Below are 16,855 nucleotides of genomic sequence, written 5' to 3'. Positions count from 1 at the left end.
TAGACGTGTTTTTTAGCGCGCTGAGGAATGAAGGGGCAGGAATTGATCCCGGTCATGGGAAAGACTTTTGGTAACGCCTACGCCCTTGAACCTGGAAATTGTGGCCCCATATACCGGAACAGAAGCGCGAGTTGAGTTCGCGCATGATTTTGAAAGGAGAAAACTATGGCTGACGAACAGACGCAGGATACGCAAACTCCAGACGCCAATTCGGCTGTCGGCGACGAGCTGGCAACTCGCGTGCAAGTGCTCGAAGAGCAATTGGCGGCTGCGCAGGATCAGTCTTTGCGTGTTGCCGCCGATCTGCAGAACGTCCGCCGCCGTGCCGAGCAGGATGTAGAGAAGGCTCACAAGTTCGCACTGGAAAAATTCGCCGGTGACTTGCTGCCGATCATCGACAGCCTGGAGCGTGGTCTCGAGTTGTCCAATCCGGATGACGAAAACATCCGCCCAATGCGCGAAGGGATCGAGCTGACCCTGAAAATGTTCCAGGACACCCTGAAGCGTTATCAGTTGGAAGCCATCGATCCAACCGGCGGCGAACCGTTCAACGCTGAACATCATCAGGCCATGTCCATGCAGGAAAGCCATGACCTGGAGCCTAACAGCGTGCTGAAAGTGTTCCAGAAGGGCTATCAGCTCAACGGTCGCCTGCTGCGTCCGGCGATGGTCGTGGTGAGCAAGTCGCCTGCACCGGTTGCGCCTTCTATTGATGAGCAGGCTTGAAATACGCTGTAAAGCCCCCATCTATAAGTCAAGCGTTTAAGTGCTACCGCAGTTAGCCACCACTGCTGCGGCAACCAAATTCAAGTTTCGGGAGAGTAAATCATGGGCAAAATTATCGGTATCGACCTGGGGACCACCAACTCGTGTGTGTCCGTCATGGAAAACGGCAAGGCCAAAGTCATCGAGAACGCCGAAGGCGCGCGTACCACTCCGTCGATCATTGCTTACGCAAATGACGGCGAGATCCTGGTCGGTCAGTCGGCCAAGCGCCAGGCTGTCACCAACCCGCACAACACTCTGTACGCAGTAAAGCGTCTGATCGGTCGTAAATTCGACGAAGAAGTCGTACAGAAAGACATCAAGATGGTGCCTTACAAAATCGCCAAGGCTGACAACGGTGACGCCTGGGTTGAAGTAAATGGCAACAAGATGTCCGCACCGCAGATTTCGGCTGAAGTCTTGAAAAAGATGAAGAAGACGGCCGAAGACTACCTGGGTGAAACAGTGACCGAAGCGGTGATCACCGTTCCGGCCTACTTCAACGACAGTCAGCGTCAGGCCACTAAAGATGCCGGTCGCATCGCGGGCCTGGACGTAAAACGTATCATCAACGAACCAACCGCAGCTGCGCTGGCTTACGGTATGGACAAGGCCAAAGGCGACCACACCGTGATCGTTTATGACCTGGGTGGTGGTACTTTCGATGTGTCGGTCATCGAGATCGCTGAAGTTGACGGCGAGCACCAGTTCGAAGTGTTGGCCACCAACGGTGACACCTTCCTGGGTGGTGAAGATTTTGACATTCGTCTGATCGACTACCTCGTTGACGAATTCAAGAAAGAAAGCGGCATCAACCTCAAAGGTGATCCGCTGGCGATGCAGCGTCTGAAAGAAGCTGCTGAAAAAGCCAAGATCGAACTGTCTTCGAGCAATTCGACCGACGTGAACCTGCCGTACATCACTGCAGATGCCACCGGTCCTAAGCACTTGAACGTGAAGATTTCTCGCGCCAAGTTGGAAGCACTGGTTGAAGACCTGGTTCAGCGCACCATCGAACCTTGCCGCATCGCGCTGAAAGACGCCGGTATCGACGTTGGCTCCATCAACGACGTGATCCTGGTCGGCGGTCAGACCCGTATGCCATTGGTTCAACAGAAAGTTACCGAGTTCTTCGGCAAGGAAGCACGTAAAGACGTGAACCCGGACGAAGCGGTTGCCATGGGTGCTGCCATCCAGGGTGCGGTACTGGCCGGCGACGTGAAAGACGTGCTGCTGCTGGACGTCAGCCCGCTGACCCTGGGTATCGAAACCATGGGCGGCGTGATGACTGCGCTGATCGAGAAAAACACCACGATTCCTACCAAGAAATCCCAGGTGTTCTCGACTGCCGACGACAACCAGGGCGCGGTGACCATTCACGTGCTGCAAGGTGAGCGTAAGCAGGCTGCTCAGAACAAGTCCCTGGGCAAGTTCGACCTGGCCGAGATTCCACCAGCTCCACGTGGCGTGCCACAAATCGAAGTGACCTTCGATATCGATGCCAACGGCATCCTGCACGTTGGCGCGAAGGACAAGGCGACTGGCAAAGAGCAGAAGATCACCATCAAGGCCAACTCCGGTCTGTCTGATGAAGAAATTCAACAGATGATTCGTGATGCTGAAGCTAACGCTGATGCGGATGCCAAGTTTGCCGAGCTGGCTGGCGCCCGTAACCAGGGTGATGCGCTGGTTCACTCGACGCGCAAAATGGTCGCTGATGCTGGCGATAAAGTGACTGCCGAAGAGAAGGCTGCCATCGAAGCTGCTGTCGTTGCCCTGGAAACCGCCGTGAAAGGCGATGACAAGGCAGCTATCGAAGCCAAGATCGAAGAACTGTCGAAAGTGTCTGCGCCAGTTGCTCAGAAAATGTACGCCGAACAAGGTCAGCCAGCTGACGGTGCTGCGCAACAGGCAGAGCCTGAAGCCAAGCACGACGACGTTGTCGATGCCGAGTTCGAAGAAGTCAAAGACCAGAAGTAAGTTGGTCGCCCGGTTGACCGCTATCAAGCGGTGACTGGTAGGATGTCGCCGCGCGGGAGCTTGCTCCCGCGTTGGCGTGTCTGGGGTATGCGAATTTTTACAGCATGCGACAGTCTTCGGATGCTGGCGGTGTGATCGGGAATGCTCCTGCTTTCCGAGCAGTAAATACCGCATTTTTGGCCGGGTCCCTGGCTAAAAGTAGTAATGACCAGGATCGTTGAATTGACGTGAGTTGGGTCCGGGCCTGTATTGGGGCTCAACGAGTTTGGCAAGGCTCAGGAGGGTCTGGCCGAACGTCCTTAAGAGTGCAAAGACTTATGGCAAAGCGTGACTATTACGAAGTATTGGGTGTGGAGCGCGGCTCCAGCGAGACGGACCTGAAGAAGGCCTACCGTCGCCTGGCGATGAAGCATCACCCGGACCGTAATCCGGATAGCAAAGAATCCGAGGAAATGTTCAAAGAGGCCAACGAGGCCTACGAATGCCTGTCCGATCCCAACAAACGGGCAGCGTACGACCAGTATGGCCACGCCGGTGTCGACCCGAGCATGGGCGGTGGCGGTGCCGGTTTTGGTGGCCAGAACTTCTCCGATATCTTCGGCGATGTATTCAGTGACTTCTTCGGTGGTGGCCGAGGTGGTCAGCGTGGCGGCGCCCAGCGTGGCAGCGACTTGCGCTACACCCTGGAGTTGAATCTGGAAGAAGCCGTACGCGGCACCAGCGTCAATATCCGTGTGCCGACGCTGGTCAACTGCAAGCCGTGCGACGGTTCGGGGGCCAAGAAAGGCTCTTCGCCGATCACCTGCCCAACGTGCGGCGGTATTGGTCAGGTCCGTATGCAGCAGGGCTTCTTCTCTGTGCAGCAGACCTGCCCGCGCTGCCATGGCCAGGGCAAGATCATTTCCGACCCGTGCGACTCCTGCCACGGCGAAGGTCGTGTCGAAGAGTACAAAACCCTTTCGGTGAAAGTGCCGGCGGGTGTGGATACCGGTGATCGCATTCGTCTGTCGGGTGAAGGCGAGGCGGGTACGCAGGGTGGCCCTACGGGGGACTTGTACGTGGTGATCAATGTGCGCGAGCACTCGATCTTCCAGCGTGACGGTAAGCACTTGTTCTGCGAAGTGCCGATCAGCTTTGTTGATGCGGCGCTGGGTGGCGAGCTTGAGATTCCAACGCTCGACGGTCGAGTCAAGCTCAAGATCCCTGAAGGCACCCAGACTGGCAAGCAATTCCGTATCCGTGGCAAGGGCGTTGCGCCGGTGCGTGGCGGCGGTGCTGGCGACCTGATGTGCCGTGTGGCGGTAGAGACTCCGGTCAACCTGAATCGCCGTCAGCGTGAACTGCTTGAGGAGTTCCGCAGCTCGATGGAGGGTGATGACTCTCACTCGCCGAAAACCGCGGGCTTTTTCGACGGTGTGAAGCGCTTCTTCGGCGATCTGTAAGGAATTGAATATGCGACGTATAGCCGTAATGGGCGCTGCCGGGCGCATGGGTAAGACGCTGGTCGAGGCGGTGCAGCAACGCTCGCCGGCCTCCGGGCTGACGGCGGCGATCGTCCGCCCGGGCAGCACGTTGATCGGAGCGGATGCCGGTGAGCTGGCTTCGCTGGGGCGCATCGGCGTTTCGTTGTCGGGCAGCCTGGAGCAGGTGGCTGACGAGTTCGACGTACTGATCGACTTCACCCTGCCGGAAGTGATGCTGAAAAACCTGGCGTTCTGCCGCAAGGCGGGCAAGGCGATGGTGATCGGCACCACCGGTTTGACGGTTGAGCAGAAGCAGTTGCTGGTGGAGGCGGGCAAGGATATTCCTATCGTCTTCGCGGCCAACTTCAGCGTGGGCGTGAACCTGTCGCTCAAGTTGCTTGATCTGGCAGCGCGCGTGCTGGGGGATGAGGCGGATATCGAAATCATCGAGACCCATCATCGCCACAAGATCGATGCGCCGTCGGGCACTGCGCTGCGCATGGGCGAGGCGATCGCTGATGCGCTGGGTCGCGACCTGTCGAAAGTGGCGGTATACGGCCGCGAAGGCCATACCGGCGCGCGTGCGCGTGACACCATCGGCTTTGCAACGGTACGCGGGGGGGATGTGGTGGGTGATCACACCGTCTTGTTCGCCACTGAGGGCGAGCGCCTGGAAATCACGCACAAAGCGTCCAGTCGCATGACGTTTGCCAAGGGGGCGGTGCGTGCAGCGCTCTGGTTGGAAGGTCGCGAAGCGGGTCTTTACGACATGCGCGATGTGCTGGATCTGCACTGAGCAGTAGCTAAAGCGGGGCCTCAAGCTTATGCTTAGGCCCCGTTTTTACCCGCTAAGCGACGCCCTGTCGCATTCCCCTGCCTTTAAGGCTCATTAGCGGTGGACCAAAAAAGCCTTTTTCTGTAAGCTACAGCTTTAGTGTGTCCACTAAAAGCGCGCAGAATAATTCAGTGAAGAAGCGGGGTGACGTGTCCATACGTCACTCCGCTTTTTTACAACCTGCGATCGCCCTTTCAGGCTTTATTTACGGGAGGTCTTCTTGACTAAGCCAGCCATACTCGCCCTTGCTGATGGCAGCATTTTTCGCGGCGAAGCCATTGGAGCCGACGGTCAGACCGTTGGAGAGGTAGTGTTTAACACTGCCATGACCGGCTATCAGGAAATCCTTACCGATCCTTCCTACGCCCAACAGATCGTTACCTTGACCTATCCGCACATCGGCAACACCGGTACTACACCGGAAGACGTCGAGTCTGATCGTGTCTGGTCGGCCGGTCTGGTGATTCGTGACCTGCCCCTGGTTGCGAGCAACTGGCGTAACACGATGTCGCTGTCTGATTACCTGAAGGCCAACAATGTTGTGGCGATCGCGGGTATCGACACGCGCCGCCTTACGCGCATCCTGCGTGAGAAGGGGTCGCAGAACGGCTGCATCATGGTCGGTGACAATATTTCCGAAGAGGCGGCGATTGCCGCAGCCCAAGGTTTCCCTGGCCTGAAGGGCATGGACCTGGCGAAAGTCGTCAGCGTCAAAGAGAAGTACGAATGGCGCTCCACGGTCTGGGACTTGAAGACCGACAGCCACGCGACCATCGAAGCCGCGGACCTGCCTTACCACGTAGTGGCCTACGACTACGGCGTGAAGTACAACATCCTGCGCATGCTGGTCGAGCGCGGTTGCCGCGTGACCGTGGTGCCGGCGCAAACCCCGGCCAGTGACGTGCTCGCCCTGCAACCGGACGGCGTGTTCCTGTCCAATGGCCCGGGTGACCCTGAGCCATGCGACTACGCCATCCAGGCGATCAAGGAAGTGCTGGAAACCGAGATTCCGGTGTTCGGTATCTGCCTCGGTCACCAATTGCTGGCCCTGGCCTCCGGCGCCAAGACCCTGAAAATGGGTCATGGCCACCACGGCGCCAACCACCCGGTACAAGACCTGGATACCGGCGTTGTGATGATCACCAGCCAGAACCACGGTTTTGCGGTAGATGAAGCCACCCTGCCGAGCAACGTGCGCGCCATTCACAAGTCGCTGTTCGACGGTTCCCTGCAGGGTATCGAGCGCACCGACAAGAGCGCGTTCAGCTTCCAGGGCCACCCTGAAGCCAGCCCGGGCCCGAACGACGTAGCGCCGCTGTTCGACCGTTTCATCAATGAGATGGCCAAGCGACGCTGACTGAGCGGCCTGCGGGCGGCCCCGGATGTCGGTGGCCCCCGCAGGCTCTTCAAAGATTGTTCAAGACGGCTTGCCGACTGACCTGCGGATTTGAGTGACAAACCCATGCCAAAACGTACAGACATAAAAAGCATCCTGATTCTCGGCGCTGGCCCGATCGTGATCGGCCAGGCCTGTGAATTCGACTACTCCGGCGCCCAGGCCTGTAAGGCCCTGCGCGAGGAGGGCTACCGCGTCATCCTGGTGAACTCCAACCCGGCCACCATCATGACCGACCCGGCCATGGCCGACGCCACCTACATCGAGCCGATCAAGTGGCAGACCGTTGCCAAGATCATCGAGAAAGAGCGTCCGGACGCGCTGCTGCCGACCATGGGGGGCCAGACCGCACTGAACTGCGCCCTGGACCTGGAGCGCGAAGGCGTCCTGGAAAAGTTCGGCGTAGAGATGATCGGCGCCAATGCCGACACCATCGACAAGGCTGAGGACCGTTCGCGCTTCGACAAGGCCATGAAGTCCATCGGCCTGGCCTGCCCGCGCTCCGGTATCGCCCACAGCATGGAAGAAGCCAATGCGGTCCTCGAGACCCTGGGCTTCCCGTGCATCATTCGTCCGTCGTTCACCATGGGCGGCACCGGTGGCGGTATCGCTTACAACCGTGAAGAGTTCGAAGAAATCTGCGCCCGCGGCCTGGACCTGTCGCCGACCAAAGAGCTGCTGATCGACGAATCCCTGATCGGCTGGAAAGAATACGAGATGGAGGTTGTCCGCGATAAAAAGGACAACTGCATCATCGTCTGCTCCATCGAAAACTTCGACCCGATGGGCGTGCACACCGGTGACTCGATCACCGTGGCTCCGGCACAGACCCTGACCGACAAGGAATACCAGATCCTGCGTAACGCCTCCCTGGCGGTATTGCGCGAGATCGGCGTGGAAACCGGCGGCTCCAACGTTCAGTTCGGTATCTGCCCGAACACTGGCCGCATGGTCGTGATCGAGATGAACCCGCGTGTGTCCCGTTCGTCGGCCCTGGCTTCGAAAGCCACCGGCTTCCCGATCGCCAAGGTCGCGGCCAAGCTGGCCGTGGGTTACACCCTGGACGAGCTGTCGAACGACATCACTGGCGGCAAGACCCCGGCGTCCTTCGAGCCTTCCATCGACTACGTCGTCACCAAGCTGCCACGTTTTGCCTTCGAGAAATTCGCCAAGGCTGATGCGCGCCTGACCACCCAGATGAAGTCTGTCGGTGAGGTCATGGCCATCGGCCGTACCTTCCAGGAATCCCTGCAGAAAGCCCTGCGCGGCCTGGAAGTGGGCGTTTGCGGCCTGGACGAGAAACTCGACCTGAGCAACCCGGAAAGCATGAGCGTGCTCAAGCGCGAACTGACCGTGCCGGGCGCCGAGCGCATCTGGTACGTGGCGGACGCGTTCCGTGCCGGCATGACCGTCGAAGACATCTTCGGCATGAACATGATCGACCCGTGGTTCCTGGTGCAAATCGAAGATCTGATCAAGGAAGAAGAGAAGGTCAAGACCCTGGGTCTGGCCAGCATCGACCGCGACATGATGTTCCGCCTCAAGCGCAAAGGTTTCTCTGATCAGCGTCTGGCCAAACTGCTGGGTGTGACCGAGAAGAACCTGCGTACCCATCGCCACAAGCTGGAGATCTTCCCGGTCTACAAGCGTGTTGACACCTGCGCGGCCGAGTTCTCCACCGACACCGCGTACCTGTACTCCACCTATGAGGAAGAGTGCGAAGCCGCGCCGTCGGGTCGCGACAAGATCATGATCCTGGGCGGCGGTCCGAACCGCATCGGCCAGGGTATCGAGTTCGACTACTGCTGCGTCCACGCTGCCCTCGCCCTGCGCGAAGATGGCTACGAGACCATCATGGTCAACTGCAACCCGGAAACCGTTTCTACTGACTACGACACGTCCGATCGTCTGTACTTCGAGCCAGTGACCCTGGAAGACGTGCTGGAAATCGTGCGCGTCGAGAAGCCGAAAGGTGTGATCGTCCAGTACGGCGGGCAAACTCCGCTGAAACTGGCGCGTGCCCTGGAAGCGGCCGGCGTGCCGATCATCGGTACCAGCCCGGACGCCATCGACCGTGCAGAAGACCGCGAGCGCTTCCAGCAAATGGTTGAGCGCCTGAACCTGCGTCAGCCGCCAAACGCCACTGTGCGCAGCGAAGACGAAGCCATCCGTGCCGCCAGCAAGATCGGCTACCCGCTGGTGGTGCGTCCGTCCTACGTGCTGGGCGGTCGTGCGATGGAAATCGTCTACGAAGAAGAAGAGCTCAAGCGTTACCTGCGTGACGCGGTGAAAGTGTCCAACGACAGCCCGGTGCTGCTGGACCACTTCCTCAACTGTGCCATCGAGATGGACGTGGACGCGGTGTGCGACGGTACCGACGTGGTGATCGGCGCGATCATGCAGCACATCGAACAGGCGGGCGTTCACTCCGGTGACTCCGCTTGCTCGCTGCCGCCGTACTCGCTGCCGGCGCACATCCAGGACGAAATGCGCGAACAGGTCAAGAAAATGGCCCTGGAGCTGGGTGTTGTCGGCCTGATGAACGTGCAACTGGCGTTGCAAGGCGAAGACATCTACGTGATCGAGGTCAACCCGCGTGCTTCGCGTACCGTGCCGTTTGTTTCCAAGTGCATCGGTGTGTCCCTGGCCATGATCGCTGCCCGCGTGATGGCTGGTAAGACCCTGAAGGAAATCGGCTTTACCAAGGAAATCATTCCGAACTTCTACAGTGTGAAAGAGGCGGTGTTCCCATTCGCCAAATTCCCTGGCGTGGACCCGATCCTGGGCCCAGAGATGAAGTCGACCGGTGAAGTAATGGGCGTTGGCGATACCTTTGGTGAGGCGTTTGCCAAGGCCCAGATGGGCGCCAGCGAAGTGCTGCCGACCGGCGGTACTGCGTTTATCAGTGTGCGTGATGACGACAAGCCACTGGTTGCAGGCGTGGCCCGCGATCTGATCAACTTGGGCTTCGAAGTCGTGGCCACTGCCGGGACCGCCAAGCTGATCGAAGCTGCCGGCCTCAAAGTGCGTCGCGTGAACAAGGTGACGGAAGGCCGTCCGCACGTGGTCGACATGATCAAGAATGACGAAGTCACCCTGATCATCAACACCACCGAAGGTCGCCAGTCGATCGCGGATTCCTATTCCATTCGTCGTAACGCCTTGCAGCACAAGATCTACTGCACCACCACCATTGCTGCTGGCGAAGCCATCTGTGAAGCGCTCAAGTTCGGTCCGGAAAAGACCGTGCGTCGCTTGCAGGATCTACACGCAGGATTGAAGGCATGACCAAATACCCAATGACCGTCCAGGGCTTCAAGGCCCTGGAAGAGGAGCACGCCCACCTGACCAAGGTCGTCCGTCCGAAGCTGAGCCAGGACATCGGGACGGCCCGCGAACTGGGTGACCTGAAGGAAAACGCCGAATACCACGCTGCCCGCGAGCAGCAAGGTATGGTTGAAGCGCGGATCCGTGACATCGAAGGCCGTCTGCAGAACTCGGTGGTCATCGATGTGACCACCATTCCTCATACGGGCAAGGTGATCTTCGGTACGACCGTCGAAATCGCCAATGTCGAGACCGATGAAAGCGTGACCTACCACATCGTGGGAGAGGACGAGGCCGACATCAAGCAAGGCAAGATCTCTGTGGGGTCTCCGATTGCTCGCGCCTTGATCGCCAAGGAAGAGGGTGATGTGGTCGCTGTGAAAACGCCGAGCGGTGTGATCGAGTACGAGATTGTTGAAGTTCGTCACATCTGAAAGACGGCGCCCGCTTCGTGCGGGCGCCATGCTTTGGCAGCTCTCCCAGATGCTTTGGGTGGGCGGCCTGTGGTTGTTGCACATCGGTGTGTTGCCGGCGCTGGGCCTGATTGGCCTGGCACCGCTGCTGATCGACGAGATCGATGGACTACTCAGTGCGCTGCTGGTGGGTTTTGCGGCGGCGTGCGTGACGCTCCAGGTATTGGTGCTGGTCAAGGCCGAGGGCTTGGGGAGTTTGTGGCGGGATATTCGCGGGCAACTGCTGCTGATGGCGCTGTATGCATGCGCAATGTTTTGCGTGGTGCATGTCTGGTTGCCGGAAGCGTTGCGCTGGCAGCTATTCAGCTATCTTGTGCTAGGGTTCTCCGGCCTGGTGCTGGTTTTACAGCCTGCACCGGGATGGAGTGGCGGGGCGTGCGAAGCACGCCCGTGACCCTTTTTATTACTTGAAGCGGTGTACGTTCGACAGTTGCTTGTTGACGCTGAAGTTTTTGCGATACAGCAGCGCCATCTTGCCGATGACCTGGACCAGGTCCGCTTTGCCTGCCTTGCATAGTTCTGCAATAGCAGCCAGGCGAGCTTCGCGATCAAGGATGTTGACCTTGATCTTGATCAGTTCATGATCGTTCAGCGCACGTTCGAATTCGGCTAACACACCTTCAGTCAAACCGTTATCTGCCACAATCAGAACTGGTTTCAGATGGTGGCCAATGGATTTGTACTGTTTCTTCTGCTCTTGAGTGAGCGGCATAATCTGACCCCTGCGTCTGATCTTGTAAAAAGCGGCGGCCAGTTTACCCGAGCGAGTCCGGGACCGCCCAGTTAATCACGACCCGTTTTATTTTTCGAGGTGGCCCGTGGCCCGTTCCAAAACCAGCCTTAAGTGGCTACAAGAACATTTCAACGATCCTTACGTCAAAAAGGCGCAAAAGGACGGTTACCGGTCCCGGGCCAGCTACAAGTTGCTGGAACTCCAGGACAAGGACAAATTGTTCCGCCCAGGCATGAGCGTGATCGACCTGGGTGCCGCCCCGGGTGGCTGGTCCCAGGTGGCCAGTCGTCTGATTGGTGGGCAAGGCCGGTTGATCGCTTCCGACATCCTGGAGATGGACAGCATCCCGGATGTGACGTTCGTGCACGGGGACTTTACCCAGGACGCGGTCCTGGCTGAAATCCTGGAAGCCGTCGGAAATTCGCAGGTGGACCTTGTGATTTCCGACATGGCCCCCAATATGAGTGGATTACCGGCTGTTGATATGCCGCGAGCCATGTTCCTGTGCGAATTGGCACTGGATCTGGCGGGTCGGGTATTGCGTCCGGGTGGTGATTTCCTGGTCAAAGTCTTCCAGGGTGAAGGCTTCGACGAGTACCACAAGAACATTCGCAAGCTGTTCGACAAGGTGCAGATGCGTAAGCCGGACTCCTCGCGTGACCGGTCTCGCGAGCAGTATCTGCTGGCGCGGGGGTTCCGTGGCATCGAAGGCGCCGCCAGTGATGAGCGTCTTTGAAGGTTTGAAGGGAGTCGATAGGTTTTTTTATATCGCTTTCGTCACGAAGCTTTACGAATATTGTGTAGTCAAAGTTTCACAAAGGGTTACAGACGGCGCCTGCCAGTGTTGTAGGTAATGTAGTAAGTTAGGCCGGTGAATATCATGCGAAGCGCGCGCCAGTAGCGGAGCTTGCTTCAGAGGGTAGTTAATTGAACGATATGGCAAAGAATCTGATCCTGTGGTTGATCATCGCGGCTGTCCTGGTGACGGTGATGAACAACTTCTCCAGCCCTAACGAGCCGCAGACCCTCAACTATTCCGACTTCATCCAGCAAGTTAAGGATGGCAAGGTCGAGCGCGTAGCGGTTGATGGCTACGTGATCACCGGCAAACGCAACGATGGCGACAGCTTCAAGACCATTCGTCCGGCCATCCAGGACAACGGTCTGATCGGTGATCTGGTGGATAACCACGTGGTCGTCGAAGGCAAGCAGCCTGAGCAGCAGAGCATCTGGACCCAGTTGCTGGTAGCCAGCTTCCCGATCCTGGTGATCATCGCGGTGTTCATGTTCTTCATGCGCCAGATGCAAGGCGGTGCGGGAGGCAAGGGCGGACCGATGAGTTTCGGCAAGAGCAAGGCACGCCTGCTCTCCGAAGACCAGGTGAAAACCACGCTGGCTGACGTTGCCGGTTGCGACGAAGCCAAGGAAGAAGTGGGCGAGCTGGTCGAGTTCCTGCGCGATCCGGGCAAGTTCCAGCGGTTGGGCGGCCGCATTCCTCGCGGTGTGCTGATGGTTGGCCCTCCGGGTACCGGTAAAACCTTGCTGGCCAAGGCGATTGCCGGCGAAGCCAAGGTGCCGTTCTTCACCATTTCCGGTTCCGACTTCGTCGAGATGTTCGTCGGTGTGGGCGCCAGCCGTGTTCGTGACATGTTCGAGCAGGCTAAGAAACATGCGCCTTGCATCATCTTCATCGATGAAATCGACGCCGTCGGTCGCCATCGTGGCGCCGGCATGGGCGGCGGTCATGATGAGCGTGAGCAGACCCTCAACCAGTTGCTGGTTGAGATGGACGGCTTTGAAATGAACGACGGCATCATCGTGATCGCTGCTACCAACCGTCCGGACGTGCTGGACCCTGCATTGCTGCGTCCAGGCCGCTTCGACCGTCAGGTTGTGGTGGGCTTGCCGGATATCCGTGGTCGCGAACAGATTCTGAAAGTACACATGCGCAAAGTGCCAATGGGTGACGATGTGGCTCCGGCCGTGATTGCCCGTGGTACTCCTGGCTTCTCCGGTGCCGACCTGGCCAACTTGGTCAACGAGGCCTCGTTGTTCGCTGCCCGTACCGGCAAGCGTATCGTGGAGATGAAAGAGTTCGAATTGGCCAAGGACAAGATCATGATGGGCGCCGAGCGCAAGTCCATGGTCATGTCCGAGAAAGAGAAGCAGAACACCGCTTATCACGAAGCCGGTCACGCCATTGTCGGTCGTGTTGTGCCTGAGCACGACCCGGTCTACAAAGTATCGATCATCCCGCGTGGTCGGGCGCTGGGTGTCACGATGTTCCTGCCGGAAGAGGACCGTTACAGCCTGTCCAAGCGCGCACTGATCAGTCAGATCTGTTCGCTGTACGGTGGGCGGATTGCCGAAGAGATGACCCTTGGCTTCGACGGCGTCACCACCGGCGCTTCCAACGACATCATGCGTGCCAGCCAGATTGCACGGAACATGGTGACCAAGTGGGGTTTGTCGGAAAAACTCGGTCCGCTGATGTATGCCGAAGAAGAAGGCGAAGTGTTCCTGGGGCGTGGCGGTGGTGGTCAAAACGCCAGCTTCTCCGGTGAGACAGCCAAGCTGATCGACTCCGAAGTGCGCAGCATCATTGACCAATGCTATGGCACGGCCAAGCAGATCCTCACGGATAACCGCGACAAGCTGGATGCCATGGCAGATGCGCTGATGAAGTACGAGACCATTGATGCCGACCAGATCGACGACATCATGGCCGGCCGCGCGCCGCGTGAACCTCGCGATTGGGAAGGCGGTTCGGGCACCTCTGGCACTCCGCCCGTGGTCCAGAACGAACGCCCCGAAACCCCGATTGGCGGCCCGGCAGCTGACGTCTAAGGTTTGAAATGACTTCTGTGTTGTCCTCCACCCGGTTGCCTTGCGGCAACCGGGTTCTTGATTTGGCCCATACGCATGTCATGGGCATTCTCAATGTAACCCCCGACTCTTTCTCTGATGGCGGCCGCTTCAGTCAGCGCGATGCTGCATTGCGTCATGCAGAGGCCATGGTGGCGGCGGGAGCGACCCTGATTGATGTCGGCGGTGAGTCGACTCGGCCTGGTGCTCGACTGGTTTCTCCCTTGGAGGAGCTGGAGAGGGTCGCGCCAATAGTTGAACGCATTGCGCGTGAACTGGACGTGATCATCTCGGTTGATACATCAACCCCGGCGGTAATGCGCGAAACTGCGCGCCTGGGGGCGGGAATGATTAACGATGTCCGCTCCCTTCAGCGTGACGGTGCGCTTGATGCGGCAGCGGCCACCGGTTTGCCGGTGTGTCTGATGCATATGCTGGGTGAGCCGAGCAATATGCAGGACAGTCCTCACTATGATGATCTTGTTGGTGAGGTGAGTGGGTTTCTTGCCGAGCGGGTTGCGCACTGCGTTGCCGCCGGGATTGCTGTGGAAAAGATCGTCCTCGATCCTGGTTTCGGCTTTGCCAAGACCCTGCAGCACAATCTAAGTCTGTTCAAACATATGGAGTCCTTGCATGCCCTTGGTCGGCCTCTTCTGGTCGGCGTTTCGCGCAAGAGCATGATAGGGCTTGCGCTGAATCGCCCGGTGGGTGAGCGATTGTACGGTGGTCTTGCACTGGCGGCGCTTGCAGTCACCAAGGGTGCGCGTATCTTGCGGGTGCATGATGTTGCCGAGACGGTGGATGTGGTGCGTATGATTGCCGCGGTAGAATCAGCCGAATAAGAATGATGGAGCACTTATGACTAAAAAATATTTTGGCACCGACGGTATTCGCGGTCGGGTCGGCGAGTTTCCGATTACTCCTGATTTCATGCTAAAGCTCGGCTGGGCCGCAGGTATGGCGTTCCGCAGCATGGGCGCGTGCCGCATCCTGGTGGGCAAGGACACCCGGATTTCGGGTTACATGTTCGAGTCGGCGCTGGAGGCGGGGCTGTCTGCCGCGGGTGCCGATGTGATGCTGCTGGGGCCGATGCCGACGCCGGCCATCGCTTACCTGACGCGAACCTTTCACGCTGAAGCCGGTATCGTGATCAGTGCCTCGCATAACCCTCATGATGACAACGGCATCAAGTTCTTCTCGGGCCAGGGCACCAAGCTGCCGGACGAGATCGAGCTGATGATCGAAGAGCTCCTGGATGCGCCGATGACGGTGGTTGAGTCCAGCAAGCTTGGCAAGGTGTCGCGTATCAACGACGCCTCCGGCCGATACATTGAATTCTGCAAAAGCAGTGTGCCGAGCAGCACCAGTTTTGCCGGCCTGAAGATTGTGGTCGATTGCGCCCATGGTGCGACCTACAAGGTGGCGCCGAGCGTATTCAAGGAGCTGGGCGCAGACGTGACAGTGCTGTCGGCCCAGCCTAACGGGTTGAACATCAACGAGAACTGCGGCTCCACCCATATGGAGCAGTTGCAGGCCGCCGTACTTGCCGGGCATGCCGACCTGGGTATTGCCTTTGATGGTGATGGTGATCGTGTACTGATGGTGGATCACACGGGTGTCATTGTTGATGGTGATGACCTCCTGTTCATTATTGCTCGCGACCTGCATGAGCGTAACAAGCTGCAGGGCGGTGTCGTCGGTACGTTGATGAGTAACCTGGGGCTTGAACTGGCCCTGGCGGATCTGGGTATTCCGTTCGTGCGTGCCAATGTCGGTGACCGTTATGTGATCGCGGAACTGCTTGAGCGCAACTGGCAGGTAGGTGGTGAGAATTCCGGACACGTAGTCTGCTTCCAGCACACCACGACAGGCGATGCGATCATTGCTGCGCTGCAGGTGCTTATGGCCATGAAGCGTCGTGAAGAAAGTCTGGCCCAGGCGCGCCAGGCCATGCGCAAGTGCCCGCAAGTATTGCTGAACGTGCGTTTTGCGGGCGGCTCAAATCCTATTGAGCATCCGGCTGTCAAAGAGGCATGTGAGCGTGTAACCCTGGCTATGGAGGGGCGTGGCCGTGTGTTGTTGCGCAAGTCCGGCACAGAGCCGTTGGTGCGTGTCATGGTCGAAGGTGATGACGAAACACAGGTTCGCGGCCATGCCGAAGACCTGGCAAAACTGGTAACTGAAGTTTGCGCCTGAATTCGGCTTGCCAGTGATGATGTGGTTGGGTAACATCTGCGCCCACTTTGACCGACGAGGTACAGCATGCGTCGCACTATGGTAGCTGGTAACTGGAAGATGCACGGTACCCGCGCCAGTGTCGCTGAGCTGATCAATGGCCTTCGTCACTTGGCCTTGCCGAGCGGTGTTGATATCGCGGTTTTCCCGCCTTGCTTGCATATCACCCAAGTGGTTGATGGCTTGAAGGGCAAGTCGATCCAGGTCGGCGCGCAGAATTCTGCGGTGGAAGCCATGCAAGGCGCATTGACCGGTGAGATTGCACCGAGCCAGTTGGTCGATGCGGGTTGTTCCTATGTGCTTGTTGGGCATTCCGAGCGCCGTCAGATGATGGGCGAGCGTGATGGAACACTCAATCGCAAGTTCGCAGCAGCACAGGCTTGTGGCTTGATTCCGGTGTTGTGCATAGGGGAGACCCTGGAGCAGCGCGAATCGGGCAAGACTCTTGAAGTTGTCTCGCGTCAGCTGGGCAGCATCATCGAGGAGTTGGGTGTTGGTGCGTTTGCAAAGGCAGTTATCGCTTACGAGCCGGTCTGGGCCATTGGTACCGGGCTGACTGCTACACCGCAACAGGCGCAGGATGTGCACGCAGCCATCCGCGCGCAGTTGGCGGCAGAGAATTCTGAAGTCGCACAAGGTGTGCGGCTTCTATACGGCGGCAGCGTGAAGGCGGCCAATGCGGTCGAACTGTTCGGCATGCCGGATATCGATGGGGGGCTCATTGGTGGAGCTTCCCTGAATGCAGATGAGTTCGGTGCGATCTGTCGCGCCGCGGGAAACTGA

14 protein-coding genes are annotated in these 16,855 nt (G+C 58.4%); 13 read left to right on the top strand and 1 reads right to left on the bottom strand.

Annotated elements, in window-relative coordinates; genetic code table 11:
- Positions 1 to 165: 165 nt before the first annotated feature.
- The 8 genes from grpE to K5K89_RS25045 all read left to right on the top strand — a co-directional run bounded on the left by grpE (position 166) and on the right by K5K89_RS25045 (position 10,633).
- Positions 166 to 726 (top strand): nucleotide exchange factor GrpE, encoded by a 561-nt coding sequence (grpE, locus tag K5K89_RS25080; RefSeq protein WP_222540443.1) that lies wholly within the window; start codon positions 166 to 168, stop codon positions 724 to 726.
- A 102-nt stretch (positions 727 to 828) separates the two neighbouring features.
- Positions 829 to 2,745 carry a molecular chaperone DnaK gene (dnaK, locus tag K5K89_RS25075; RefSeq protein WP_071489990.1) on the top strand — a complete coding sequence of 639 codons (1,917 nt, stop codon included), beginning with the start codon at positions 829 to 831 and terminating at the stop codon, positions 2,743 to 2,745.
- Between the two features lie 317 nt (positions 2,746 to 3,062).
- The gene (gene dnaJ / locus K5K89_RS25070) at positions 3,063 to 4,187 is read left to right on the top strand and encodes a molecular chaperone DnaJ (protein ID WP_071489991.1); all 1,125 of its coding nucleotides are present in this window, start codon (positions 3,063 to 3,065) and stop codon (positions 4,185 to 4,187) included.
- A gap of 10 nt (positions 4,188 to 4,197) precedes the next feature.
- A complete protein-coding gene (gene dapB / locus K5K89_RS25065; RefSeq protein WP_222540442.1) occupies positions 4,198 to 5,004 on the top strand; it encodes a 4-hydroxy-tetrahydrodipicolinate reductase in 807 nt (268 codons plus the stop codon).
- A 259-nt stretch (positions 5,005 to 5,263) separates the two neighbouring features.
- Complete coding sequence (gene carA / locus K5K89_RS25060) at positions 5,264 to 6,400, top strand: glutamine-hydrolyzing carbamoyl-phosphate synthase small subunit (protein ID WP_071489993.1); 1,137 nt, start codon at positions 5,264 to 5,266, stop codon at positions 6,398 to 6,400.
- Between the two features lie 105 nt (positions 6,401 to 6,505).
- A complete protein-coding gene (gene carB, locus K5K89_RS25055; protein WP_010206612.1) occupies positions 6,506 to 9,727 on the top strand; it encodes a carbamoyl-phosphate synthase large subunit in 3,222 nt (1,073 codons plus the stop codon).
- Complete coding sequence (greA, locus tag K5K89_RS25050) at positions 9,724 to 10,200, top strand: transcription elongation factor GreA (protein WP_060752268.1); 477 nt, start codon at positions 9,724 to 9,726, stop codon at positions 10,198 to 10,200. The genes carB and greA overlap by 4 nt, the downstream gene beginning before the upstream one ends.
- 28 nt (positions 10,201 to 10,228) lie before the next feature.
- Positions 10,229 to 10,633, top strand: a complete 405-nt coding sequence (locus tag K5K89_RS25045; RefSeq protein WP_222540441.1) for an MFS transporter — start codon at positions 10,229 to 10,231, stop codon at positions 10,631 to 10,633.
- Positions 10,634 to 10,642: 9 nt separating this feature from the next.
- Here K5K89_RS25045 and yhbY read toward each other — a convergent pair whose 3' ends face one another.
- Positions 10,643 to 10,951 carry a ribosome assembly RNA-binding protein YhbY gene (gene yhbY, locus K5K89_RS25040; protein WP_028617972.1) on the bottom strand — a complete coding sequence of 103 codons (309 nt, stop codon included), beginning with the start codon at positions 10,949 to 10,951 and terminating at the stop codon, positions 10,643 to 10,645.
- 106 nt (positions 10,952 to 11,057) lie between these two features.
- Between yhbY and rlmE the strand changes: the two genes are divergently transcribed.
- The 5 genes from rlmE (at position 11,058) to tpiA (ending at position 16,855) form a co-directional block, all read left to right on the top strand.
- Positions 11,058 to 11,708, top strand: coding sequence for a 23S rRNA (uridine(2552)-2'-O)-methyltransferase RlmE (rlmE, locus tag K5K89_RS25035; RefSeq protein WP_010206606.1), 651 nt, complete (start codon positions 11,058 to 11,060; stop codon positions 11,706 to 11,708).
- A 200-nt stretch (positions 11,709 to 11,908) separates the two neighbouring features.
- Positions 11,909 to 13,819 carry an ATP-dependent zinc metalloprotease FtsH gene (gene ftsH / locus K5K89_RS25030; RefSeq protein WP_016976820.1) on the top strand — a complete coding sequence of 637 codons (1,911 nt, stop codon included), beginning with the start codon at positions 11,909 to 11,911 and terminating at the stop codon, positions 13,817 to 13,819.
- A gap of 8 nt (positions 13,820 to 13,827) precedes the next feature.
- Positions 13,828 to 14,679, top strand: coding sequence for a dihydropteroate synthase (gene folP, locus K5K89_RS25025; protein WP_071489995.1), 852 nt, complete (start codon positions 13,828 to 13,830; stop codon positions 14,677 to 14,679).
- Positions 14,680 to 14,695: 16 nt separating this feature from the next.
- Complete coding sequence (gene glmM / locus K5K89_RS25020) at positions 14,696 to 16,033, top strand: phosphoglucosamine mutase (RefSeq protein ID WP_071489996.1); 1,338 nt, start codon at positions 14,696 to 14,698, stop codon at positions 16,031 to 16,033.
- 66 nt (positions 16,034 to 16,099) lie between these two features.
- On the top strand, positions 16,100 to 16,855 hold the full coding sequence (gene tpiA / locus K5K89_RS25015; protein WP_015885920.1) for a triose-phosphate isomerase: 756 nt from the start codon (positions 16,100 to 16,102) through the stop codon (positions 16,853 to 16,855).

The organism is Pseudomonas sp. DR208 (genome assembly GCF_019823005.1).
Taxonomy (GTDB): Bacteria; Pseudomonadota; Gammaproteobacteria; order Pseudomonadales; family Pseudomonadaceae; genus Aquipseudomonas; species Aquipseudomonas extremorientalis.
The sequence above is the reverse complement of the archived record's forward strand: the minus strand, read 5'-3'. Positions and strand labels throughout refer to the sequence as shown.